At 34.8% G+C, this 24,129-nt stretch carries 27 protein-coding genes and 1 riboswitch; of the genes, 2 read left to right on the top strand and 25 right to left on the bottom strand.

The window, feature by feature from the left end:
• Nucleotides 1-71 precede the first annotated feature (71 nt).
• The 10 genes from ACFVQC_RS12265 to ACFVQC_RS12220 form a co-directional block, all read right to left on the bottom strand.
• Nucleotides 72-308 (bottom strand): DUF3961 domain-containing protein, encoded by a 237-nt coding sequence (locus ACFVQC_RS12265; protein ID WP_002149379.1) that lies wholly within the window; start codon nucleotides 306-308, stop codon nucleotides 72-74.
• A 94-nt stretch (nucleotides 309-402) separates the two neighbouring features.
• The gene (locus ACFVQC_RS12260) at nucleotides 403-612 is read right to left on the bottom strand and encodes a hypothetical protein (protein WP_377893264.1); all 210 of its coding nucleotides are present in this window, start codon (nucleotides 610-612) and stop codon (nucleotides 403-405) included.
• An 80-nt stretch (nucleotides 613-692) separates the two neighbouring features.
• Nucleotides 693-1,955, bottom strand: a complete 1,263-nt coding sequence (gudB, locus tag ACFVQC_RS12255) for an NAD-specific glutamate dehydrogenase (RefSeq protein ID WP_377893312.1) — start codon at nucleotides 1,953-1,955, stop codon at nucleotides 693-695.
• A gap of 372 nt (nucleotides 1,956-2,327) precedes the next feature.
• On the bottom strand, nucleotides 2,328-2,936 hold the full coding sequence (locus ACFVQC_RS12250; RefSeq protein WP_002011786.1) for a genetic competence negative regulator: 609 nt from the start codon (nucleotides 2,934-2,936) through the stop codon (nucleotides 2,328-2,330).
• A 77-nt stretch (nucleotides 2,937-3,013) separates the two neighbouring features.
• A complete protein-coding gene (locus tag ACFVQC_RS12245) occupies nucleotides 3,014-3,889 on the bottom strand; it encodes a MerR family transcriptional regulator (protein WP_377893265.1) in 876 nt (291 codons plus the stop codon).
• The gene (locus ACFVQC_RS12240) at nucleotides 3,889-4,665 is read right to left on the bottom strand and encodes a metallophosphoesterase (protein ID WP_377893267.1); all 777 of its coding nucleotides are present in this window, start codon (nucleotides 4,663-4,665) and stop codon (nucleotides 3,889-3,891) included. Before ACFVQC_RS12240 ends, ACFVQC_RS12245 begins: the two co-directional genes overlap by 1 nt.
• Nucleotides 4,666-4,734: 69 nt before the next feature.
• Entirely contained in the window at nucleotides 4,735-5,214 is a 480-nt protein-coding gene (locus tag ACFVQC_RS12235) for a LysM peptidoglycan-binding domain-containing protein (protein WP_002149396.1), read from the bottom strand.
• Nucleotides 5,215-5,236: 22 nt separating this feature from the next.
• Nucleotides 5,237-5,800 (bottom strand): CPBP family intramembrane glutamic endopeptidase, encoded by a 564-nt coding sequence (locus tag ACFVQC_RS12230; protein WP_002149398.1) that lies wholly within the window; start codon nucleotides 5,798-5,800, stop codon nucleotides 5,237-5,239.
• A complete protein-coding gene (locus tag ACFVQC_RS12225; RefSeq protein WP_377893270.1) occupies nucleotides 5,800-7,329 on the bottom strand; it encodes a RecQ family ATP-dependent DNA helicase in 1,530 nt (509 codons plus the stop codon). Before ACFVQC_RS12225 ends, ACFVQC_RS12230 begins: the two co-directional genes overlap by 1 nt.
• Nucleotides 7,319-8,380: a YpbB family protein gene (locus ACFVQC_RS12220; protein ID WP_002149404.1), complete on the bottom strand. Its 1,062-nt coding sequence runs from the start codon at nucleotides 8,378-8,380 to the stop codon at nucleotides 7,319-7,321. The genes ACFVQC_RS12225 and ACFVQC_RS12220 overlap by 11 nt, the downstream gene beginning before the upstream one ends.
• Before the next feature lie 297 nt (nucleotides 8,381-8,677).
• Between ACFVQC_RS12220 and ACFVQC_RS12215 the strand changes: the two genes are divergently transcribed.
• Entirely contained in the window at nucleotides 8,678-8,926 is a 249-nt protein-coding gene (locus ACFVQC_RS12215) for a ferredoxin (protein WP_001151994.1), read from the top strand.
• Nucleotides 8,927-9,039: 113 nt separating this feature from the next.
• Here ACFVQC_RS12215 and ACFVQC_RS12210 read toward each other — a convergent pair whose 3' ends face one another.
• Complete coding sequence (locus tag ACFVQC_RS12210; protein WP_377893272.1) at nucleotides 9,040-9,618, bottom strand: ECF transporter S component; 579 nt, start codon at nucleotides 9,616-9,618, stop codon at nucleotides 9,040-9,042.
• A 163-nt stretch (nucleotides 9,619-9,781) separates the two neighbouring features.
• Nucleotides 9,782-9,921, bottom strand: a riboswitch (FMN riboswitch).
• Between the two features lie 247 nt (nucleotides 9,922-10,168).
• On the opposite strand from ACFVQC_RS12210, the gene ACFVQC_RS12205 reads away from it, so the two are divergent.
• On the top strand, nucleotides 10,169-10,855 hold the full coding sequence (locus ACFVQC_RS12205) for a hypothetical protein (RefSeq protein WP_002149409.1): 687 nt from the start codon (nucleotides 10,169-10,171) through the stop codon (nucleotides 10,853-10,855).
• A gap of 163 nt (nucleotides 10,856-11,018) precedes the next feature.
• Here the strand turns inward: ACFVQC_RS12205 and ACFVQC_RS12200 are convergent, their stop codons facing one another.
• The 14 genes from ACFVQC_RS12200 to ACFVQC_RS12135 all read right to left on the bottom strand — a co-directional run bounded on the left by ACFVQC_RS12200 (nucleotide 11,019) and on the right by ACFVQC_RS12135 (nucleotide 24,064).
• Nucleotides 11,019-11,633, bottom strand: a complete 615-nt coding sequence (locus ACFVQC_RS12200) for a peptidoglycan DD-metalloendopeptidase family protein (protein WP_377893275.1) — start codon at nucleotides 11,631-11,633, stop codon at nucleotides 11,019-11,021.
• Between the two features lie 85 nt (nucleotides 11,634-11,718).
• The gene (locus tag ACFVQC_RS12195) at nucleotides 11,719-12,300 is read right to left on the bottom strand and encodes a cob(I)yrinic acid a,c-diamide adenosyltransferase (RefSeq protein WP_002149412.1); all 582 of its coding nucleotides are present in this window, start codon (nucleotides 12,298-12,300) and stop codon (nucleotides 11,719-11,721) included.
• A 141-nt stretch (nucleotides 12,301-12,441) separates the two neighbouring features.
• Nucleotides 12,442-14,217 (bottom strand): sensor histidine kinase ResE, encoded by a 1,776-nt coding sequence (gene resE, locus ACFVQC_RS12190; RefSeq protein WP_002064501.1) that lies wholly within the window; start codon nucleotides 14,215-14,217, stop codon nucleotides 12,442-12,444.
• Nucleotides 14,217-14,933, bottom strand: a complete 717-nt coding sequence (gene resD, locus ACFVQC_RS12185) for a DNA-binding response regulator ResD (protein WP_002064500.1) — start codon at nucleotides 14,931-14,933, stop codon at nucleotides 14,217-14,219. Before resD ends, resE begins: the two co-directional genes overlap by 1 nt.
• Before the next feature lie 301 nt (nucleotides 14,934-15,234).
• Complete coding sequence (gene resC / locus ACFVQC_RS12180; protein WP_002064499.1) at nucleotides 15,235-16,392, bottom strand: cytochrome c biogenesis protein ResC; 1,158 nt, start codon at nucleotides 16,390-16,392, stop codon at nucleotides 15,235-15,237.
• A 14-nt stretch (nucleotides 16,393-16,406) separates the two neighbouring features.
• Nucleotides 16,407-18,029, bottom strand: coding sequence for a cytochrome c biogenesis protein ResB (gene resB, locus ACFVQC_RS12175; protein WP_016094458.1), 1,623 nt, complete (start codon nucleotides 18,027-18,029; stop codon nucleotides 16,407-16,409).
• A gap of 124 nt (nucleotides 18,030-18,153) precedes the next feature.
• The gene (gene resA, locus ACFVQC_RS12170) at nucleotides 18,154-18,675 is read right to left on the bottom strand and encodes a thiol-disulfide oxidoreductase ResA (protein WP_002064495.1); all 522 of its coding nucleotides are present in this window, start codon (nucleotides 18,673-18,675) and stop codon (nucleotides 18,154-18,156) included.
• Nucleotides 18,676-18,769: 94 nt separating this feature from the next.
• Nucleotides 18,770-19,498: a 23S rRNA pseudouridine(2605) synthase RluB gene (gene rluB, locus ACFVQC_RS12165; RefSeq protein ID WP_002064494.1), complete on the bottom strand. Its 729-nt coding sequence runs from the start codon at nucleotides 19,496-19,498 to the stop codon at nucleotides 18,770-18,772.
• Nucleotides 19,499-19,787: 289 nt separating this feature from the next.
• A complete protein-coding gene (spmB, locus tag ACFVQC_RS12160) occupies nucleotides 19,788-20,318 on the bottom strand; it encodes a spore maturation protein SpmB (protein WP_002086660.1) in 531 nt (176 codons plus the stop codon).
• A complete protein-coding gene (gene spmA, locus ACFVQC_RS12155; protein ID WP_016094459.1) occupies nucleotides 20,315-20,911 on the bottom strand; it encodes a spore maturation protein SpmA in 597 nt (198 codons plus the stop codon). The genes spmB and spmA overlap by 4 nt, the downstream gene beginning before the upstream one ends.
• Entirely contained in the window at nucleotides 20,904-22,028 is a 1,125-nt protein-coding gene (locus ACFVQC_RS12150) for a serine hydrolase (RefSeq protein WP_377893279.1), read from the bottom strand. The genes spmA and ACFVQC_RS12150 overlap by 8 nt, the downstream gene beginning before the upstream one ends.
• Before the next feature lie 112 nt (nucleotides 22,029-22,140).
• A complete protein-coding gene (locus ACFVQC_RS12145; protein WP_002064491.1) occupies nucleotides 22,141-23,055 on the bottom strand; it encodes a superoxide dismutase in 915 nt (304 codons plus the stop codon).
• 105 nt (nucleotides 23,056-23,160) lie between these two features.
• On the bottom strand, nucleotides 23,161-23,652 hold the full coding sequence (locus ACFVQC_RS12140) for a YpuI family protein (RefSeq protein WP_002158618.1): 492 nt from the start codon (nucleotides 23,650-23,652) through the stop codon (nucleotides 23,161-23,163).
• Nucleotides 23,653-23,674: 22 nt separating this feature from the next.
• Nucleotides 23,675-24,064: a hypothetical protein gene (locus tag ACFVQC_RS12135; protein WP_002064489.1), complete on the bottom strand. Its 390-nt coding sequence runs from the start codon at nucleotides 24,062-24,064 to the stop codon at nucleotides 23,675-23,677.
• Between the last annotated feature and the right edge of the window lie 65 nt (nucleotides 24,065-24,129).

Raw genomic sequence — 24,129 nt, 5'->3', positions numbered from 1 at the left:
CTCCCGCTCTAAAAAATTACCTTACTTCCTTATATATGTATTCGGTGGCAATGTCCTTATGGCATTATTTCTTATGCGAAGAGAAAATCGAAAATATTTGATGTGAATACCATAAATAATACAATACTTACAGCCACTCCGTAAAAACCGTAAAACCAAACACAATCTTCTTTCGTATCTAAACCGAAAAACTTATTTACTGATTGTAATAATGATCCACGCTTACTATGATTATTTCGTAAAACTTCCACTCGTTCCACAACATCTGCTGGCATCATAAATCTTTGGTCTACTGTCATTTTCATCATTTATCTCTCCTTAAAATCGTTTCCGTTTTGCTTATCTAAGGAAAGTATAGCACGTTTGTTCGTGTAGAACAAGCGTTCTTTTTTATTTTTTATTCTATTTTTCAACAAGCCAAGTAATAATTGTGAATATAAACGCGATAATTGGTCCAACTACAAATGCACCAAATATTAAAAACAATAATCCTTCACCGAACACCCGAACGATACTTGTTTTTCGGGCTCTCTTAGCTCTTGCAAGTTCACCCTCTAACACCTTAACCTTTTCTTCTAATTGGTCTACTCGTTCCATCATTTCATTCCCCATATACAACACCTCATTTAATACTTCAACAAAAAAACGTGATTCCCTCGAAAGGAAATCACGTTTTCTCAAAACATTATATATTATACCCAACCTCTGAAGCGACTAGCCTCAGCCATTTTACGAACACCAATCATGTACGCAGCTAAGCGCATGTTCACTTTACGAACTTGTGATGTTTCATAAATTGAATCGAATGATCTTACCATTACTTTTTCTAAACGTTGTTCTACTTCTTCCTCAGTCCAGTAGTAACCTTGGTTATTTTGTACCCACTCAAAGTAAGATACCGTAACGCCACCAGCACTTGCTAATACGTCTGGAACAAGTAAAATACCACGATCTGTTAAGATTTTTGTTGCTTCTAATGTAGTTGGACCATTTGCAGCTTCAACTACAATTTTCGCTTTAATCTTATCAGCATTTTTTTCTGTAATTTGGTTCTCAATTGCAGCTGGAACTAAAATGTCGCAATCAAGTTCTAACAGTTCTGTATTTGAAATTGTATTATTAAATAGTTTTGTTACAGTACCGAAGCTATCGCGACGATCTAGTAAGTAGTCAATATCTAATCCATTCGGATCATGTAGTGCACCGTAAGCATCTGAAATTGCAATTACTTTCGCGCCTGCATCATGCATAAATTTAGCTAAGAAGCTACCCGCATTACCAAATCCTTGAACAACAACGCGTGCACCTTTAATATCAATGTCACGTTTTTTCGCAGCTTCACGAATACAAATTGTTACACCTTTTGCAGTTGCTGTTTCACGTCCGTGTGATCCACCTAATACAAGTGGTTTACCTGTAATAAATCCTGGTGAATTAAATTCATCGATACGGCTATACTCATCCATCATCCATGCCATAATTTGTGAGTTTGTAAATACATCTGGAGCTGGAATATCTTTTGTCGGACCAACAATTTGGCTAATTGCTCGTACATAACCGCGGCTTAATCTTTCTAATTCACGGAAAGACATCTCACGTGGGTCACAAATGATTCCACCTTTACCTCCACCATATGGTAAATCAACAATACCACATTTTAAGCTCATCCAAATAGAAAGTGCTTTCACTTCATTTTCTGTTACGTTTGGATGGAAGCGAATTCCACCTTTCGTTGGACCAACAGCATCATTATGTTGTGCACGATATCCTGTAAATATTTTAACAGTCCCGTCATCCATACGAACTGGAATTTTCACTGTCATCATACGAATTGGTTCTTTCAATAATTCATATACTTCGTTTGGATAACCCAATTTTTCTAATGCTTCATTAATTACAATTTGTGTTGAATTTAACAATTCAAAATGTTGTTCCCCTTGTTGTTGTGTTTTCATTTGAGTTCCCTTTTCGGCTACCATAGTAAGTAAACCCCCTGTAATTTCACTTGTTTAGTAAACCTTCATTGCCTAGTATACACCGTTAAATTTGGAATGCAATAGAAAACGCTAACAAATATATACAAACTATTTTGCATTGCAAGCGTTTTCACTATTATTATAGTCCTTTTATTGCTTTTAGAAAAGTAAAATACTTAAATATTTAAATATTTTTTATTTTCATCAAAATACATTCGATAAAACAATTATTTCATCAAGAAATACTGATTACATTTTAACATACAGATCGGTTAGTCTTGTTACCTACACTTCGTTTTATAGATTTTAGATTTTCAGCTGAATAAAAATAAAACCTCAAGCTACGTTACATTAGCTGAGGTTTTGTTTTTTCACAAAGTAATTGTATATTTGTTCAATCGCTTGAGAATCCATTAATTCTTTACCATATTCCATTACGCGGTAAATTGTTGCTGTTGACGGATTACCGTACTCCGCTAAAATAGCTATAAAATCCGCCTTCAATAATTGAAATTGCTCTTCTTCTTCTATCCAAAGATAAAAACGATCATCCCACGTATACAACTTCCCATCAGTTACACCAAGGTTATATAAGCGATTTGACAAATTGATTACATCATCTAATGTAGCAAACTCGTAAAGTATATGTTCACTTTCATCAAGAGTCACTTGCATTTCAATAAACTCGTCACGGAACTCATCTTCTGTGTCCACTTCGTGATTTTCTTTTGTTACAATTACAACCATACCTTGAGCTTGTAGAGAAAATACTTCAACAGCAATCGGTCCATCCGCTTCAAACCCTAATTCTGTATTTGCTTCTTGCATCATATCACGGAATAGTTGCTGTACTTTCGGTGCATTTCTCCACAAATCTTCTTTCGTTAATCCTCGTTCAGATAAATCATCAAATGTTAGGAAAATTTTAATCTTATTATAATTTAAACGTTCCAGTCTCATCTCATACCCTCCCTACGTAACCATTGCATCTAATTTTTATTATATGAAATAGAAAATAGATGGTTCTTTTCGAACGACTATTCCGACATCTTTAACCATCCATCCCATTCTTCTTTCGTGTTACCAATTAGGATATTTTGAAGATTTAATTGATCTCCAATGCCTTTTCTTCCTATAAAACCACCAGAGATGTTTTCATTTTTTTCTTGCAACAAGTCAATAAATTCTACTGCCTCTTCAAGTTCTCGTTCATCATCAAAAGATATAAACAAATATTTAGGTTGTAATTGTTCAATAGCTAGTAAAATACCTTCTTCATCTAAACTTGTCCCCATATACATTGTTTGATATCCTTTTAGTCGTAAATACGTCGCGAAAATAAATCCTTTTAATATATTATTTTCTAAAACGAAAACTTTGTTAACGGAAGAATACACCGACGCATTATGATAGATCATTCCTAAACGTGTTTGTAAGAATGATACAACATATTTGAATTGCGACATTGTAATCTCATTATTACTTTTTAAAGTTAACAACTTGTTTGCCACTTGAAGAATGATGCTTGCAACAACCTTTTCCGTTGAATATATACTAAAAACCTCGTTTAATAATGCAGAAATTGTAATTTCATCAAATTCTAACAAAGCTTGTAGTATATCGTCCACTAAAACAACTTCTGTATCAGTAATTTTTTCTTTTTGAACGTTGTTCTGCAACCGATTCCCTTCTAATAACTGAACTGCTTGTCCAATCATCATCCCCTCAGAAACTTTATTCATTAACCATTTCAAAATATGAATATGCTCTTCTGTATATAAACGATGCCCCGCACGATTTCTCTTTGGGGCAATAATATGATAGCGTCTTTCCCATGCGCGAAGTGTACTCGGTTGAATTCCGAGTATATTCGAAACAGCTTTTATATTATATGTCCCATTTAAAGTCGGCATTATTTTCCTCCGCATAACGTAATGATATGTGTTTGGGAAGGTGCCCGAAAACGAAGAGGGAATAATGTTGTTCCATACCCATTACTAACAAAGAGAGTCGTATTAGAATGCTTATATACACCACCCTTTAAATACTTTTCAGATGGAAACAACCGAATCTGACCTCCATGTGTATGTCCACTTAATACGAGCGAAATTTGTTCGTTACCAGACATTTTCTTTATTATATCTGGGTTGTGACTAATTAAAATGCGAAAACCTTCTTCTTTACAATCAGACAACGCTAAATCTAAACGATCTCGTTCTAATCCAACATCATCGATACCGAGTAAGCAAATTTTCTCTCCTAATTCAGACTCAAATACAAATCTTGTATTATCTAATACCTTCACATTATTTTCTATTAATAAAGCATCTAATTCGTGATATTCAATTTCATAATCATTATTTCCCCATACAAAATATACAGGGGCTATTTCTCTTAATTTTTGAATATTTAAAGAGATTTGTGATAAAGGTACTCCTTTTTCAGCTAAATCGCCGCCAATAATTACGATATCTACTTTTCCTTTTACTCGTTCAATTAGCGCGCTAGAAATGACCCTTCTATGAATATCCGAAATAAAAAAAACATTAACTTTTTGAAAACTTTCCGGAAATTCTTCGAATACTAAAGTATGTTCCAACACTGTATTACGCATCGCTTCTTTATACATTCCAAGAAGACATACAAAACCAATGCATATGAGAGTACATAATAATATAATCCATGACATATATTTTTTACTCTCCCTCCTCGTAAAGTATAGTCCTTAATTTTATGTGCAGCTATATCACTCATTTAGCTAGCTCTCATACTTCGTGGACTTATCTTCTATAGGAATTTTCAATTCTTGTCCTACTTTCACTTCGTCTTCTTGTAAATCATTATACTTTTTTATTATTTCTATCCCATTTTCATCCGAGAAATATTGCTTCGCTATACTTTCTAAAGTTTCTCCATCTTTCACAACATGAGTTGCTACTTTCTCAGACTGCTTCTTTGATTCAGTCTTAGCTGAATCAAAAAAAATCACTTCAAACGCACTTTTCTCAGCATTATTACTATCACTTTTTACCTGTATATACTTATCCGTATACCATAGGATACTAATAGGTAACAATATGAATAAAAATGTTAACACTCGGACGAAAATGTGATTCATTTTAAACTTTGGTTTGTTCTCTTTATTTCTATGAATTTCACTACGCGGCGGTAAACCTTCATCTTCTTCCACTCGCTCAACTTCTAACTCCTCTTCAAAATCAGGAATTCGTTTTCTCACGTTGTTCACCACCACCTTCCATTTATTTTCTTAATTGGAGCCCCATTATAAAATCAACAAGAAAGTGTGCAAAGATTGTTATAAATAAATTTCCTGTCCACTCGAATACATAGCCAAAAACAAAACTAATAAAGCAGACGAAACAAAACAAAAAAGGCTTCGTTATATACCGAATATGTAACACAGCAAAAATTAAACTCGCTATTACAATTCCGAAATGAGTCTGCACTACACCTCTAAATAAAAACTCTTCCGCAAAGCCAATAATAAACGTGATAACGAGTAAATGCATGACAGAAATCCCTTGAAACATTCTATCGTTAATACCACCATCATCAAACCAAGATTCTGGAAAGACTCGCATTGCAACATAATCTAATAACACAATACAGATCGCTAACAAGCTACCTATTACAAGTATAGAAACCGGTTCCCATTTCCACAAACTATAAACTTCTCTTTTATCTTGAAATAATATATATGCTAGTAAACAACCGATACCAATAATGATTAGTTGTGTTATGTAGAGATTCAGTCTTATTTCTCTCGGACTCATATCTTCAACATTATGCCTTTGAATGTTCATCATTCCTCCATCTTCCCTAGGCCGAAAAGCTTTTGTAACTCTGTTTCCCAATTATAGTCGAAAACTAACTGTTGCGCTCGTCTTTTTTTATAATCCGTTTTTGTAATACCACAGTAATCACAACAGTTTTCTATCTCTTTTTCTTTTCTATAACCGAATTGTTGTAATAAATATTCACGTCTACATCCTTGAACTTGTATCCATGACTTCATATTTTCTAGCTCACTATATTTATTACGCAGTCTCACTTCCACTTCCGCTATTAATCTGTGCATTATTTCATCTGACAAGCTCTCTAGCATGAGATTTCGCTGTTGTATGATTCCAAGATGTTCGAGATGATAACGTGTAAAACGCCAATACTGTTCATTAAATCTTGCTGCATTATAACAAATTTCTTCTACATCTTCTAATGGTAATACTTTCGTTTGAAACATTCTTTCTTGTAGTAACGAAAATAAAAATTGTATTTGCGATTTACTTGGTAATTCATCTTCAATGATTGAAATTGGCAAATCGTGATCCAATGGACTACATAATAAAATGGCTATACTCAATTCTCCATCTCTTCCCGCTCTTCCAATTTCTTGTAAATAGGAAGCTACATTTGTCGGATATTGAAAATGAATAATATATCTTGTATTCGCCTTATTTACCCCCATCCCAAAAGCACTTGTACATATTACAATTTGCAACTGGTCATTCATAAACTGTTGTTGAATTAACATACGCTCTTCATGTTCCATACCACCATGATAAAAAGCTACACCTGTAATTCCTTTTCCTCTTAAATACTCGGTTAAACGCTCTGTCCAGGCCCTACTTGAACAATAAACAATACCAGGCCCTTGCAAATACATTACATGCTCAAAAAGCGCCTCTTTTTTTTCTTCTATTGTTTCCACAAATTGCACTTCCATCGCAATATTTGGACGATCAATTGAGTACACATGCTCAGCGATATTTTTTAGATTTAAACTTACCGCTATATCTCGCAGTACATCCTTTGTCGCAGTTGCTGTTAATGCTAGTACTTTCGGAGATCCGATACTCTCAATTACTTTATCTAATTTTTTATAATCTGGCCGGAAATCATAGCCCCATTGTGAAATACAATGCGCTTCATCTACGACAAATAATGAAATATGAATTTTTTTCAATTCTCTTATTAGAAGTTCCGACTGCAACATCTCTGGTGATACGAAAACAAATTTATAAAAAGATAGCTTTTTCATTGCTTCTCTTTTTTCAATTAACGTCCGAAAACTATTCAATGCAATAACTCGATTTTTCACGACATACTTTAATTGCGTAACTTGGTCTTCCATTAAAGATAATAATGGTGATACAACAAGCACCGTACCCTCTTGCAGAAGCCCCGGAAGTTGATAACACATTGACTTTCCCCTTCCAGTCGGAAGCATCGCTACAACATCTTTCCCTTCCAATAAGTCCGTAATAACTCCTTTTTGCCCCGGACGAAATTCAGAATATCCAAACCACTTATATAAATATTCCTCAAGCTTCATTTATACCCTCCATCCGCGCCAATACAAGACGGACTTCAAAATAAGAGATTTCCTCTCCAACCGCTTGCTTCAACACACGCAATTTACGTGTTTGTAATGCTTCAATTACTTTTGTTACTTTTTCTATTTTTTCTTTTTCCATAAACATCTCAATAGAAAATTCTTTTTCTCGTAAAGCAATTTCTACAAAATGGTCTTCTATCGTGGCAACCTTCAAATTCCGAATTGTTGCTATTTCTTCTAAAGAGCGTCCTTGTTTCCAAAGATTATATGTTTTTTTCGTTGATAAGCTAAATAAATCAGCTTTCTCATTTGGATAAGATATAATTTCAGCTAATAATGGAAACTCATTTTCTTTATTGCGAACTTCTTGAATAAGGAAATGAATTGTACCCCAAAATAAAAAATAAACTCGAAATATATCTTGTTTCGTAATTTCCGCTAATTGTTGTAAAGTACACCCAATGCGTTCATACCCAGTTAACCGATATGTTACGATTGTCGCCTCTACTGGATTATTTTTTTGTAAAAGAGTATGCATTTCCTTCCATAATCTTTTAGCCAATTCACTTCTCATATATGGTATTCCAGTGAGGAAGCGTTTCACCCACATCATTATTTCTGTATCCTGTTGAATTGGAATAAATTTCGTATTCGCCTGTTGTAAATTCGAAATGGTTTGAACTATCAATGATAATCTCCTCCAAAACGTTTCACCTATTTCACCATAGTGTAAACCATTTAAATACGTTGGAAAGGCAAAGTCACCTTCCCATTTGTTTAATTGCATGTTACCAGCAGTCGTTAACACATATGTATTATCATGTATACCTTGAACTAAATCCGTTCGTAACAACCTTGCAACTTCTTGATCATAATCAGCTCTATTTAATGACTTATAAATCCCAAACAAAAAAGAAATTTGAAACATATTCCCATCTTGTAATGTTTGCGACGATCTCTTTCCTTTTAATAAATAATAAATCGAAGAAACGGTTCTTTCACCATTCAATTGTTTTAAACAATATAATAAAGTATATTGTAGCTGCATTACCGCTTCCACCTCTCTGTCTAACTTCATTCCTTTTTCAATACGATTGCACATTAACTGCTATTCATTTAACTTATCATATTCACACTACATGCTTGTATATATTCTATTGTATCAAACGAAATAACATTTAAGTATTTTGAAAATCTTATGAAATAATTCAAAAATAAGTTGACACTCTAATTGATAAGCATTATCATTATAATTTTATGTTGAAAAGTTTTAAAAACCGTTTTACAATAAGGTTATAATTTTTTGGCGAACTTTTCACATACATATTATCAGGAGGGAAAAAAGATGGCAAAATATACAATCGTTGACAAAGATACTTGTATCGCATGCGGTGCTTGTGGTGCTGCTGCACCAGACATTTATGACTATGATGATGAAGGTATTGCATTTGTAACATTAGACGATAACCAAGGTATCGTTGAAATTCCAGATGTATTAATTGAAGATATGATGGATGCATTCGAAGGTTGTCCAACTGACTCAATTAAAGTTGCTGACGAATCATTTGATGGCGACTCTTTAAAATTCGAATAGTCTTTTATTAACTTCAAACCCCCCTCATAAGTATGAGGGGGGTTTTTGCTCTCTTTTTCATTCTCACTAACAAAAAAACCATTGGCAGCGTAACTGCTAATGGTTTAATATTTTTAAGCATTTTTCATTTTTGTAAATACCCATACTTTCAAGCGTGAAAATAATGCTACAAATACAATTGTTACAACAATCCCCTTAATTACATTAAACGGTAATATCGCCGTTACAATAGTTTGTCGCATAATATCATTAGACATAGCTGGTGAATTTAAAAACCAAGTGTACGCTGGTAAAATAATAAAGTAGTTTAACACACTCATAATAACTGTCATAGTAATTGTGCCTAGCATTAATCCTGTCGTTAAACTTTTTACTGTGCGATACTTTCGGAATAAGAATGCTGCTGGACCAATAAATAAACATCCCGCTATAAAGTTTGCTACTTCTCCTACTGGTACTCCCGTTAAACTTCCTTGAATCCCGTAATGCAAAATATTTTTTATCGCTTCTACAATTACACCTGCAATTGGACTAAAAATTATCGCCGCAATTAAAGCTGGCACATCACTAAAATCAATCTTTAAAAATGGCGGAAGCCCTGGGAATGGAAAATCCAACATCATTAGTAAATACGCAATACTACTTAGCATCGCTACACTCACCATCTGCACTACACTGTTTTTTTGTTTCATCTTTCTCTCTCCTTTTCCATCGATCTTCTCATGGAAAGTGGAAAGGTTCTGCTATGCCCATTTTTTCATAGAACGAAAAAACCCTTTGTGATTTACACAAAGGGAGAATTTTAAGGCACATCAAACAGACGTTCAAATACTTATCTTTTTTGAACGCTTGAACCTCCATCTTCTCCCATCCAGACTGTACTGTCGGCTTTGGAATCACACCAAATCCTGCCTTAACGGCTCGCGGGCTTAGAACGAAATTATTAACTGTTCATCACCGCCGGTCGGGATTTTCACCCTGCCCCGAAGATAGACCGATATTCTATTTTCCACTTCATTATACAACAACATGATCGTATTGTGAACAAAAAAAGTGTAACTTATTATAAATAAGTTATTTATTTTATATTATTAAAGAAGCAATCACTATATTTTACAATACAACCCATATTTTTTATAATTCGGTATTTCTCTTATGAATCCCCTAGTCATATGTCGTCAAAAGTGATAAGATGTTGAATTGTTAAGATAAGAACATTTTCTGAATTATGGAGGAAATGTCATGAAGAAAGATAAAAGACACTCTATTCGAGAAGCAATGAAAAAGAACTTAAGAAAAGAATACTTTTATTTGAAAAAAGAATTACTTTTCTACTGTCCAATTGATCTAGGCACATTCTCAAGAGAGACATACTACGCTACTTTTGACCAAGATGGCATAAGTATTTATCAGTATGATAAAAAAACAGAAAGTAAATTAAAATTGTGTGAGCGTCATCCATGGAAGAGTTGGAATAAGGTAAAAGTTGATCACTATTTAACAACTTCTCAATTTATTTTCCAAGGTGAGCGAAACTGGATTTTATCCCTTTTCCAAAAAGGAAAAGAAGCTCAAAAAATAATTGAAGAACATACATCTTTACAAACAGAAGTTGTTTCCCGTCCTTTTTCCAAGAAACTTCCTGGTTTCCGTTCTGATACACCATTGAATAAATACATCGGTAGCATTTGTTACACTGCACTTATTGCATTTTTATTAAAATGGATGATTCCATTTCAAGCACCACAAATCGCCCTGTATTCTCTTTCAATTGGCTTTATGCTTCTTGGTTTACTTTGTCTTACAATTGGTCTAATCGAACCAACTATCGTACTATTTCGGACAAAAGAAAAAACAAGAACAAAAGTCTTTTACTTATATAGCTACTTAGCTATTTCTGGATTTATATGTGTCTTTATTTTTTGGTAAAAGAAACCGTCCCAAAAGATCTTTTGGGACGGTTTTTCGTTAGTAATAGATTGCTCTTATTGTCGCATTTTGTTATTAAGTCGATATAATTTCATTTACTATCGTAATCTTAACTAAGAAGAAAATAAATCTATTCAAAAGTTATGCTTTGGGGACGTTTCCTTTACTTAACGTATAGTTGTTGATTCGGATAGATTTGCTCTTGTCGCAATCCATTCCTCACTTTAATTTCTTCAACTGTCATACTAAATTTCCGACCAATGCCAACTAAAGTATCACCTTTTTGTACAACATATAGCGATGATGACACAACTTGATTTTTTTGTTCATTTAAAACAAGCAACGGATTCATCGCATTCCTTTTCTCCATCGTCCATCTCCCTTGATGCACTTCTAAATGTAAATGCGCTCCTCGCGATTCTCCTGTATTCCCTACCTCTCCAATTAGCTCTCCTTTTGAAATGTTATCCCCTTGAACTACATATCTCTTATTTAAATGCGCATAAACAGCCTCATATTCTCCATGTTTAATAAACACAACATTTCCATAACTACTTGAAAAATAAGACTTTGTCACCTTACCATTTTGAATAGCTGCAACAGGCGTTCCAATAGGCGCAGCTATATCAATACCATAGTGTTTCCCATGTCTTGTCCCAAAATAATCACTTAGCTGCCCATCAACAGGCCATAACCACTGATTCTCTTCAGCGTAAACATGTAATTGAGATAAAAATAATATACTCAATATCACCACGCCACATTTTAACGCTTTCATATACATCCTCCGTTTTCTAATAACCGTCATACCTTCTCTATTGTGGGATATTACAGAAAAAAGTATACAAAAAAAAGAAAGTGAATTACTCCACTTCCTTCTCTTCTTTATTACGAAAAACAAGTGCACTGCGGTTATATTCCACATCTTTCACTTGTAAACGTGCATTTATTACTCTAGCAAGCGCAAATAAATAATCAGATAACCTATTTACATACTTTAGAACAATTTCATTAGTTTCTCCTTCTTTTTGCAATGACACTATACAACGTTCTGCTCTTCTTATAACTGTACGTGCAATGTGTAGTGCAGCCGATACCTCGCTACCGCCTGGTAAAATAAAACGCTCTAACGGCGGCGCTTCTTCTGTATACGAATCAATTCGTCTCTCTAAATACTCGACCATCTCTATCGTTACTTTATAAGGGATTTTCTTCTCTACTATTGCTAAATCCCCTCCACAATCAAATAGTTCATGTTGAATATTTTCAAGTTCGTTATAGATGTTACGAAAACATTCCTCTTGTAATTTAGACATGGCATATCCGATATGAGAATTCGCCTCATCAATTGTGCCATAAGCTTCTACACGTATATGATCTTTATCCACTCGGCCACCTATGACACTCGTTTCCCCTTTATCACCTGTTTTTGTATAAAGTTTCATTTCATTATGGCACCTCTCTTTTTATTTTCATTCTGATTATTAAAGAAAAAAACTTTACCATTCTTTATTTAATTGCACTTACAAAAAAATAAAAAAACAGTAAAGCTTTTATTCATGATCAACTTTAAAAAACTTATACATCTAAATTATACGATTTGGTAAATATACAGAGAATATAGTTCCTTCTCCAACGACACTTGATACAAAAATCTTTCCGTCATGACCTTGAACAATATTTTTAGCAATAGCAAGCCCGAGTCCTGTTCCAACTTTTTTCCCGCGCGTTCTTGCTTTATCAGCTTTATAGAATCGATCGAACAAGAACGGAATATCTTCTTCTGGAATACCAGCACCTGAATCTTGCACTTCGAAAGTAAGGCCACTATTTTTCGTATTAATTACAAGTGTAACATGTCCACCTGCATTTGTATGACGGATTGCATTATCAATTAAATTCGTCAGTACCTGTTCCATACGGTCTGCATCAAACGGATATTGTTCAATTGGACTTTGGAAATCCACTGTTAATTGGACTTCTTTATCCTTTGCAATCCCTTGGAATTTACGGCCAATTTTTTCGACAAATGGATGAATATCTACTTCACCTATATGTAACTCTACATGCCCACTTTCCATACGGGCTAAATCTAATAACTCATTTACAAGTTTACCTAAACGAACAGATTCATCATAAATAATTTGAACAAACTCATTAATTTCTTCTTTCGTTTGCACAATATCATCTAAAATTGCTTCACTATATCCTTGAAGCATTACCATCGGTGTACGGAGTTCATGTGATACATTTGCAATAAAGTCTTGACGCATTTTCTCCAGACGACGCTCCTCCGTCATATCTCGCAATACTGCTACAGCTCCACGAATTTTTGTCTGATTGTAAAGCGGTGTCATAAGAACTACGTAGTTACCTTTTTGCAAATTAATTTCAACAACTTGTTGTTGCTCACTTTCTACAACGAGATGGAATAGTTCAACAAGTTCAGAAGGCAGTTTTTTACTTAACTCCACTTCTTTTTCTTCTTGCCAAACTTGTAAGAAATGTTCTGCCGGTGGGTTGATAACAACGACTTCACCTTCTTGGTTTAACGTAATAACACCATCTGCCATACTACTCAAAATGCTAGCTAACTGCTCCTTTTCTTGCTGCAGGGCATTCATATTAAACTTCAACTGTTTCCCCATTTGATTTAAAGCAGTTGCAAGCTCACCAATTTCGTCCTGCGACACCATAGGGGCTTTCGTATCAAATTTCCCGCGCGCTACCTCAAATGCAACCTCACGCATTTTGCGAAGCGGTGCCGTAATTCGAGTAGATAAGAAAAATGCAAAGAAAGTTGTTAAAATAATCGCAATCCCAGCTGATAAGAAAATAAAATCAGTCGTTCTCTCCATACCTTGTATTGGAACTTGCAATGATTCATATACAAACACCGCACTTTGATTTTTTGACTGTACTGGTTTACCGACGATCATAATATCATTTTCAGTGTTCTTATTCTTCCTACTATTGGAAGCTTTTCTAATATTATTCTTAATATCCTTTTTATCTGTAAAAACAGCTGCTAATTCTTTATCATTTTTCAGATCATCTATTGTAAGAGTAACTAATCCTTCTTGTTTCGGCGAAGAAGAAATTTCCTTACCATCTTCTACAATGATAATCCTTGAAAGTGGATCAGAAAATTTGTAAGCAATATCCTCAATCGTTTTTACATCGGCACCTTCTTCAATTAATTCCGTGACACTTGTTGCAACTTTCTGAAGCCTAGCTTGACTCATATCAACATAATACGTTCTAAAAAACTGTGAAAGTAAAATAGCAACAAATCCAAGAACAAACGAAACGAGAAGTAATATGGTCATCCATAACTTCCCTACTACACTTCTCCAAAGCATCAGTCGTTCACAACCTCAAACTTGTAACCAACGCCCCAAACGGTAACAATCATCTTCGCTGCATCTGGTGATTGTTTACTTAACTTTTCACGTAAACGCTTTACATGCGTATCAACTGTACGTAAATCTCCGAAGAACTCATATTGCCATACTTCTTTTAACAATTGCTCACGGTCAAAAACTTTATCCGGTGCTTTCGCTAAAAATAATAGTAATTCATATTCTTTCGGTGTTAAGTTTACTTCATTACCATCCGCTGTAACGCGGTGCGCATCATTATCAATTGTTAAATGAGGGAACACAGTAACATCTTTCGTCGTTGTATCTTGTGTAAAGAATGTCGTTGGTACAGCGCGGCGTAATACCGCTTTCACACGAAGTACTACTTCACGCGGGCTAAACGGCTTTACAATATAATCATCAGTTCCAACTTCAAACCCTTGTACCCTATTTATTTCCTCACCTTTTGCTGTCAGCATAATAATTGGTGTCGCTTTCTTCTCACGAATCCCTTTACACACTTCGATACCATCTTTACCAGGCATCATAATATCCAATAGGATTAAATCATAATCATTTTGTAACGCCATTTCTAAAGCTGTATCACCATTATCCGCTTCTTCAATTGTGTATTGCTCTCTTTCTAAATACATCTTTAATAAACGACGAATACGATCCTCATCGTCTACAATTAAAATTCTTGATTCATTTTCCATTTCTACCCGCTGCGTACTTTTACCACAACGGTTTACACCTACCCTTCTACAATATAATGTTGCACCTATCCTCGCTTAATTAAGCATTTTTTAACGTTCTACTTCCCATATTATGCTTCACAAGAATAATAAAGTTTGTTCATTTTTTTTCCAAAACTATGTATTTTTTTTGAACAGTATATTTGGTCCTCGACATCATTTTACAGAATCAACCGCTACTTTGTCATGTTTTTCTCAAAAAAGAAGAAAATTTGACAAAAATAAAATAGGAAAGTGACATACACTCTCCTATTTTATTTCTCTATGCATATGAATGTAAACCCGCGATAATTAAGTTTACTACAATAAAGTTAAACATAATGATTGCAAAACCAATTACTGCAAGCCAGGCGGATTTTTCTCCATGCCATCCTTTAGATAAGCGTAAATGTAATACCGCAGCATAAAAGAGCCAAGTAATAAGCGCCCAAACTTCTTTTGGATCCCAACCCCAAAAGCGCGTCCAAGCGATTTGAGCCCAAATCATTGCAAAGATTAATGCTCCTAATGTAAACACTGGGAATCCTATCGCAATAGAACGATACCCAATTTCATCTAATAAATCACTATTCGTATTCTTTACTAACGGCTGAAGTGCCGCTGACACTCGCTTACGTAAAACAAGTCTTAATACAATATAAAGTAGTGTTCCGACTAACACTGACCAAATAACAGTATTTAATTTTTTCGCATTTACAATCGCGGGGACTTCAACTGTTGGCTCTAATTTATTTTCTGTCATTAACTTCCCTTCATGCGGTCCAACTAAAGCAGGGAGATTATACTTCATCTCAACTTGTTGTTCATTTTTATCAACCCATTGAAACTTCGCTTCGTATTTCATACTAGAAAATACCGTTGTGATTCCAATAAATCCAACTGTACAAACAAGTGTAAAAACTACTGTCTCTAACCAAAATGTACGCTTACTTCTTATTGATTGATCTACATTTTTCAGTAAATACATTACGCCTGTAATAAAACTAATTGCTAATATTGCTTGTCCCGCTGCCGCTGTCGTTACATGAATATGTAGCCAATTACTCTTTAAAGATGGGATAAGCGGCGAAATTTCTCTCGGGAACATACTTGCATAAGCGATTAATAAAAGAGCTACCGGTAAAGCAAATAAACCAATAATACTTACACGATATACAAAGTACATAATGATAAAAGCTCCCACAAGCATCATGCCGAAAAATGTACCAAATTCAAAAAAGTTACTAACTGGTGCATGTCCTGATGCAATCCATCTTGTAACAAAATATACTATTTGCGCAATAAATCCTAAAATTGCTATAGTTATACCTATATTTGCCCATTTATGACCTTTTTCTTTAATTGCTCCTCCAAAAAATAAAGTTGCAATTAAATATAAGATGAACGCGGCGAACAGAAAATTACTACTTATTTGTACCATATCGTTTCCCCACCTTAACTAGTTTTTTTATCATTTATTTTATCGTGTGGTTGTGGAATCGCTGTTCCTTCTAGTACTCTTTCAATATCTTTCTTTAAGCCGAACCAATTTTTATTCGTATGGCCTGCAACCCACCATTCATCATTAACACGTTGTATCCAAATACGGCGATGGTTCCAATACATACCTTGAATCACACCAACCATAAATATAAATCCTCCAATACCGAGAATCCAAAGCGTCAAATCTTTTCTTACTGTAAGAGCTGTTGCATTTTGCATTTCCACACCTGCAAATGACATTTTATATTTATTATTCCCGTCAGGCTCTATGTTTTGCTGAATACCGACGAAACTAACTTCACCATCTGGTGTTTCCGGGGTAAACATTTTAAAGACGAATGCAGGATTATTCGGTAATTTTGTTTTCGTATTCGGCCTTCCATTCTCATCAAAATAAAAATCAGGAAAATAGCTTAATAGTTCTAGAGAATACCCATTTCCTAAATCATATTTTTCTGTAGGATTCGCTAAATCTACTTTAATCGGTCCCCACTTTTGATTATTTTCTTTGTTTTGCAAATGGAAAGACATGCTTTTAAATTCACTTTCTTTGTAATCCACTTGATAAACAGCAAATTGATCAAATTTCAGTGGCTCATTCACTCGAATTTCAGCTTCTTTTACCTTTTCTAATTTTGGTTTTTGACCCGCTATATTTTCTCCTACCGCTTTATATAATACAGCATTTGTTTGGAAGTTTTTCGCAATCATTTTATCACCAACACGATCAATTGCTTCATCAAAAACTTCTTTATCCTTACTCTTATCATAAACTTCCTTGATAAACTTTTCGTTTTTCAAATAGTATTGACCATCTGTTCCTGGTATTTCTTTCGTTTCACCGTCACGTAACCAAAGTGCTTCATCTACATACATACTCGGTAAAAAACGTAGCATTGCACCGAATAGAAAGATAATAAGACCAATATGGTTTATATATGGACCCCAACGGGAAAAACGTCCCTTTTCCGCTAAAACGTTCCCGTCTTCCACTTTCACATTATAATTACGTTTCTTTAAATTAATTTGAACTCGTTCTAAGTCACCTTCATGCGGCGTACCAGTCCCGTGCACTCTCTGTCTTTTTAAAAAACTTGGGTGTCTTTTCACCCCTTGTTTTTTTAAAGCTTTATAAAGAGGAATGACACGGTCTAAACTACATATAACAAGTGAAATACCAATGGAAGCAATTAAAATCATGTACCACCATGATCCATATAAATTATTAAATCCTAATTGATAGTATAATTGTCCTAAAAATCCATACTCGGTCTTATAATATTCAGCTGGTTCGATTCCTGGAGTTATGTACATTTCTTGGGGAAAGATAGTTCCTATTGCCGATGCAGCTAAAGTTATTACAATTAACCATACACCTACTTTTACAGAAGAGAAAAAACTCCAAATTTTATCGACTATCGTTTTTGTATGTGTGAGAGATCTCCGGGCACTCCCCTCATATCTCATATCCAATAATTTCATATTTTCATTACTTTCAAATGGTTTCCCACATGCTTCACAAAAAATGGTTCCTATCGGATTAACATGTCCACATTCACACTTAATCTCTTTCAAAGCTCTCACCGCCCTTTTATCTATATGTACTATTGTATATTCCAGCTCAGAGTTACCGCAATACTCAGAATTCTTAAAACGAAGGCGCTATACGTAAGCACCTCTTATGTAAAGGCTTTCTTAATTATGGAGTAATTTTCTTTAAGTACTCTTCCAATTGTTCCTTCGTTTGCTCACCTATAATTTGCTCTACTACTTTGCCTTCTTTATCAATTAAAAAGGTTGTTGGTAATGGGCCTACTCCATATGTACCTATGATCTTTTGCCCTTTATCAATTGCAACTGGGAATTTCAAATCATATTGTTTCACAAAGTTCTTCACTGCGATATCCGTTTCATCTGCATCTAAGGCAATAATTTCAACGCCTTTTTCTTTATATTTCGGATATAACTCATTCATATAAGGCATTTCTTTTTCACAAGGTTTACACCAAGTTCCCCAAAAATTTAAAAATACACCTTTTCCCTTTAAATCTTTTAATTCAATGTTCTTTCCTTCTAAATCAGTTACAACAAAGTTAGGTGCTTCTTTTCCAATTTGCATTTTCTCTTTATCAGTAAAAAATCCTTGATATAGCGTAAACCCTACCGCACCGCTTAAAATGAGCAAAATGATAACACGAAATAATAAGCGATTTTTTTTCATATTGTCTCCCCTCTCTTCGACGAGTGATAAATATATGTATTTTTTAATAAATCACCAGCGGAGCATTCCACTGGTGAAAGTTTCACACTATAGATTAACGAGGCTTTGTAGAAGCCAATGCACGTAATTGTTTCACCTCATGTGGTGTCAATTCTCTTGCATCACCAGGACGCAAGCTACCAACTTCTAAAAAGGCATAACGTTCACGTTTTAGTTTCATTACTTTACAATCTAACGCTTCAAACATGCGGCGTACTTGACGGTTACGTCCTTCATGAATCGTTAATTGTACAATCGCCATCTCTTTACGCTTGTCCCAAGAAATAATTTTCACTTGTGCTGGTGCTGTTTTCCCATCTTCTAATGCAACACCTCGTTCTAACATGCGAATTTTATCACCTGTTAATGGCCCTTTAATTTTCGCAACATACGTTTTTTCAACCTTATATCTCGGATGCATTAATACATTTGCAAATTCACCATCATTTGTCATCAATAATACGCCAGACGTATCATAATCTAAGCGTCCGATTGGGAATAAACGTTGTCTAATTTCAGGGAAAAAGTCTGTTACAACATTTCTTCCTTTATCATCTGATACACTTGAAATTACACCAGTTGGTTTATATAGTAAAAAATAAACAGGTTCTTCTTTTTCAAGAGGGATGTTATTTACTTCCACTTTATCTTGAGGAGTTACTTTTGTTCCTAACTCCTTCACTATTTTTCCATTAACTTTCACTTTCCCTTGCTGAATTAATTCCTCAGCCTTTCTTCTCGATGCAATACCTGCTTGCGCAATCACTTTTTGTAATCGTTCCATTTCTTTTTTTCACCTCAAATTTATCTTACCTTACATTAGAAAGACTTGGCAACCGCCTAAGCTTTATGCCATTTACTTCGCCTACCTTTAACAACATAGCAATGATAATAAACGTATAAAGGCTATACCACGTTTTCACCCTTTATTATTATTTACACTTTTTCATGTTGTCCACGATAAAAGTTCACCATTTTGTCAAAAATACCGCATAAAAAAACCACTATTAAACTACACGTTAATAGTGGTCGTATACGTATTATAAGCGAAATAGCGCAAAAAATGAATAGCATTACCGAAACAATAGGGAAACAAACACAATCGAACAAATAATTCCGATTAAATCTGCAAAAAGTCCTACCTTTAATGCATCTCCCATTTTTCTAATACCGACAGCCCCAAAGTATACTGTTAATATATAAAAAGTCGTATCTGTGCTACCTTGCATCGTTGAAGCTAACCTACCAATAAACGAGTCTGGCCCATATGTAGCGATTAAATCGGTCGTAATACTTAAACCAGCAGATCCCGAAATCGGACGTATAAGTGCAAGTGGAACGATTTCGGCTGGTACATGAATAAAGTCTAACATCGGCTTCATTACCGATATCATCGCATCTAAAGCACCTGATGCCCGGAAAATAGAAATAGATACAAGCATTCCAACCATAAACGGCAAAATGGAAACCGCAATTTGAATCCCTTCTTTTCCGCCCTCAACGAACGATTCATACGTTGGAACTTTCTTTATCGTGCCATACAAAAGGATAAAACCAATTACACAAGGAATTACCCATAATGAAATTGTATTTACAATACTCATTTTTTCCGCCCCTTTCTACTCCTTCTCCGGTAAAAATAGCGGTCAATCCAAATCGCTCCAATCATCGATAACACTTGTGCTATAAATGTTACGCCAACGATTTCAGTAGGGTTTGCTGATTCATAAGTCATTCGAATTGAAATGACAGTAGTCGGAATTAATGTAATTGCTGAAGTATTTAATGCTAGAAACGTCACCATAGAACGACTTGCTGAATCCTTTCCACCATTTAACTCTTTCAATTGTTCCATTGCTTTAATACCTAAAGGTGTTGCTGCATTACCTAACCCAAAAAAGTTCGCCATCATATTTGATAAAATGAATCCCATTGACGGGTGATCCTTCGGTATTTCTGGAAATAATCTTTTTACTATCGGCATAAAAAGTGATACTAACTTCTTTAACAATCCAGCTTCCTCAGCAATTTTCATTAAACCGAGCCAAAATACTAAAACACTAATAAGTCCAATACAAATCGTTACAGCATCTTTTGACCCTTCAAATATTGCTTTGGTCACTTCTTCCATCGTTCCATTTATCATGGCATACACAATCCCTATAACTGCCATCGCTGCCCATACGAGATTAACCATCTATCCCAACACCTATCATGTAAGAGAAGATTTCTTTTACGTTATTCCAATACATTCCCGTTGTAGCTACTAACTTTCGTTTACTGTAAAACAAATTTCGTTCTCCAACTTTCTCGTTCCCTACATAAATTTCTGTCTTCCCAATCTTTACTCCATCCGTAAGTTTTTCACTTTTATCGAGCTCAACTTTCAATAACACGCTCTTTCTTTCCTCTTCAGTTAAAGGTACAGAAAAACTATTTTTCGTATAAACATGATTGGCATATTTCTTTTCATTTATTTCAGTGATTGCTCCTTGTCCTAAAACTTTCGCTTGCTTATAGCGTTCAAAGCCTTTATCAAACAAATTCATATGATCATCCCAGTCACTAGAAGCACTCAAAGTTACGACAATTAAATCTAGTCCATCTTTTGAAGCTGTTGTGACAAGCGTCCGTCCTGCTTTCTTCGTAAAACCTGTCTTTCCCCCTGTTGCAAATTCATAATAAGATGTCACAAGCTTATGTTTATTTTTCCACGGATAATCCCAAGAATCTGATTTATACGTTTTTGTTCCAAAAATCTTCTTAAAGGTCTCGTTCCCCATTGCATATTTCGTTAATAATGCCATGTCATAAGCCGACGAATAATGCGATCCATCCCCATCCAAGCCATGCGGGTTTGAGAAATGTGTATCTTTCATTCCGATTTCTTTCGCCTTTTCATTCATTAAATATACGAACCCTTCTATACTCCCTCCCACATTTTCAGCAATTACTTGTGCTGCATCATTACCAGATCTAAGCATTAATCCGTAAACTAAATCTTCTAGCTTCACTTTTTGTCCAGGTTTTAAATAAATTGCCGATCCTTCTACTCGTACCGCTTCATTACTAACCGATACTAACTCTTTCATTTTTCCTGATTCAGCAGCTAACAATGCTGTCATAATTTTTGTTATACTAGCAATTTTTTGTGGCTCATGTTCTAATTTTCCATATAGCACACGACCGGATTGTTGCTCCATTAAGACTGCGTTACGAGCACTGACACCACCGTTCATTTTTGCATATGCAGGAATCGGTATAACGCTTGCGTACATTATAATTAGCGTAATTATTATACAAATTCGTCTCATATTTCCCCCCACGTCCTTTTGGCACTTTTTGTACAAGTGTATGCTTGGCCTTTTAAAATATGAACGAAATCTTCCTGCTGCTTCCATTAAAAAAGACGCAGGGAATTTGCGTCTAATATGGTGTCCATTCAATTTGTTTCGCAGTTTCAAATCTTTTTTCTACATCAGGCCAATTTACAACATTCCACCAGTTTTTAATATATTCATCTTTTCGATTTTGGTATTGTAAATAATACGCATGTTCCCATACATCTAGTACAAGGAGCGGTATCGTATCCCATTGTGTAAACAATTGATGAAGCGTGCTTTGCAAAATTTCTAATCTTCCGGACCGAGGCACCCATACAAGGATTGCCCATCCAGACCCCTCAACTTTCGAGGCCGCCTCTGTAAAATGTTTTTGGAAACGTAAGTAACTCCCAAAATCCTTCTCAATTTCTTGTGATAATGCCCCTCGTGGACCCCCGCCCCCATCTTTTTTCATATTATTCCAAAATATCGTGTGTAAGTAATGACCTGATCCATGAAAAGCCGCTTCTCTTTCCCAATGCTTAATTAAATCAAATTGATTTGTTTTTCTCGCTTCTTCCATCATCTTCTCTGCTTTATTTAATCCTTCCACGTAACTACGATGATGTTTATCATGGTGTAACATCATAATTTCTCGTGAAATGTACGGTTCTAGCGCGTTATATGGATAAGGTAATGGCGGAAGGGTATGCCCCCCAATCGGAACAGCTCGTTCACTATCCCCTCTTTCACATAGTTCATATTCCTCTCCTTCTTGCATAAACACTTCCTGTAAATGGTGTTGAATATGTTCTACATCCTCACTTATTTCATACATAAACTCGGCATCTGTGTCGTATTCATGCTCTTTCATACGCTCTAATAACGTTTGAATTTTATAAGCAAGCATATGGACATCATACACTTCCATTGCACGGCTATCTAATACGTGAAGAACACTTTCACACCAACTTTCTACTTCATGAAAGTAATCTGTAAATACACCTTGCTGACTCATGTTACACCTCCTTATTGCTATCCACTTAAATATATTCAATGAAAATCCCTTATATAACTGTACAAAAGGAAAAGAAGCTAAGTCTCCCTAGCTTCTTTTCCTTAATTAATATTTGTGCAACATTTTTGTTTGGTAATCTGTCTCATAATATTCTAGTTCTTCACGCATCAATTGAAATTTCCCTTCTAACTCCTTCATCACTCGTTCTATAGATCCAGGAGGGATTTGCTGAAAAACAATAGAATTTTTCCCTGTATAAGCAGAACGACTATTTTCATACCAATGATCATTCTTTGGCGAAAAAAACTCTGCAATTACTTGATGGTAAATCTTATATAAAACTTTTTCAGCTGCGGTCTTTCGAAATGGTTGGCCATTCAACAAAACAAAACATGCATCAAGTCCTTCTTCACAAAAAACAAGAAGTCTTCTTATTGATGCTAATATACCTTTATAATATTGCTCGTTTCCTGTTGGTGTCTCCTCCAATAAAGAAGGTAACGTATGATAATTCACATAATTAGTTATCAAGGAAATTACATCTTCTAAAAATATAGAAACTTGTTCTGTTTGATTTTCAACCATCAAATTAGACATGGCTTCTCTCTCCTTTGCCGTTTTACGCTATTTCTACTCTTTTATTTTTATGTAATTCAGCTAATATTTCTTGTACTTTCACCACTGTTCCCTCGTCAAAGTATCGTTGAAAGTCTGTTACTTCATTGAGATACAAGCGTTTCTGCGTCCGTAGCTCTTTATTGTTCACTAAACAAGCAATCGCTACAATATCTCGTAAATATACGTCTTGTTCTTCTACTTTATAAACTGGATTTCCTTCAAAAGGGATAATTTCTTGTAAAATTTCTTCAAAATATCGAACATATAAGACAGAAAAGGTTTTCTCTTGATTATTTAATATATATGTCACTTCAGATCTATTAAAAAAATCTTCTGATGTATTCGGTTTTGCTTTTTCTAACTCATATCCTGCATAACCTATTATAATCATCTACTTCCCCTCTCTTCCTTCTTTTATCTTATATTAACTTAATTTTCCGATAAACGAAATATTCT

The sequence above is a fragment of the Bacillus sp. NPDC057893 genome, from assembly GCF_042796455.1.
Taxonomy (GTDB): domain Bacteria; phylum Bacillota; class Bacilli; order Bacillales; family Bacillaceae_G; genus Bacillus_A.
Note: the sequence above shows the minus strand (reverse complement) of the source record. Positions and strands in the feature narration are given on the sequence as shown.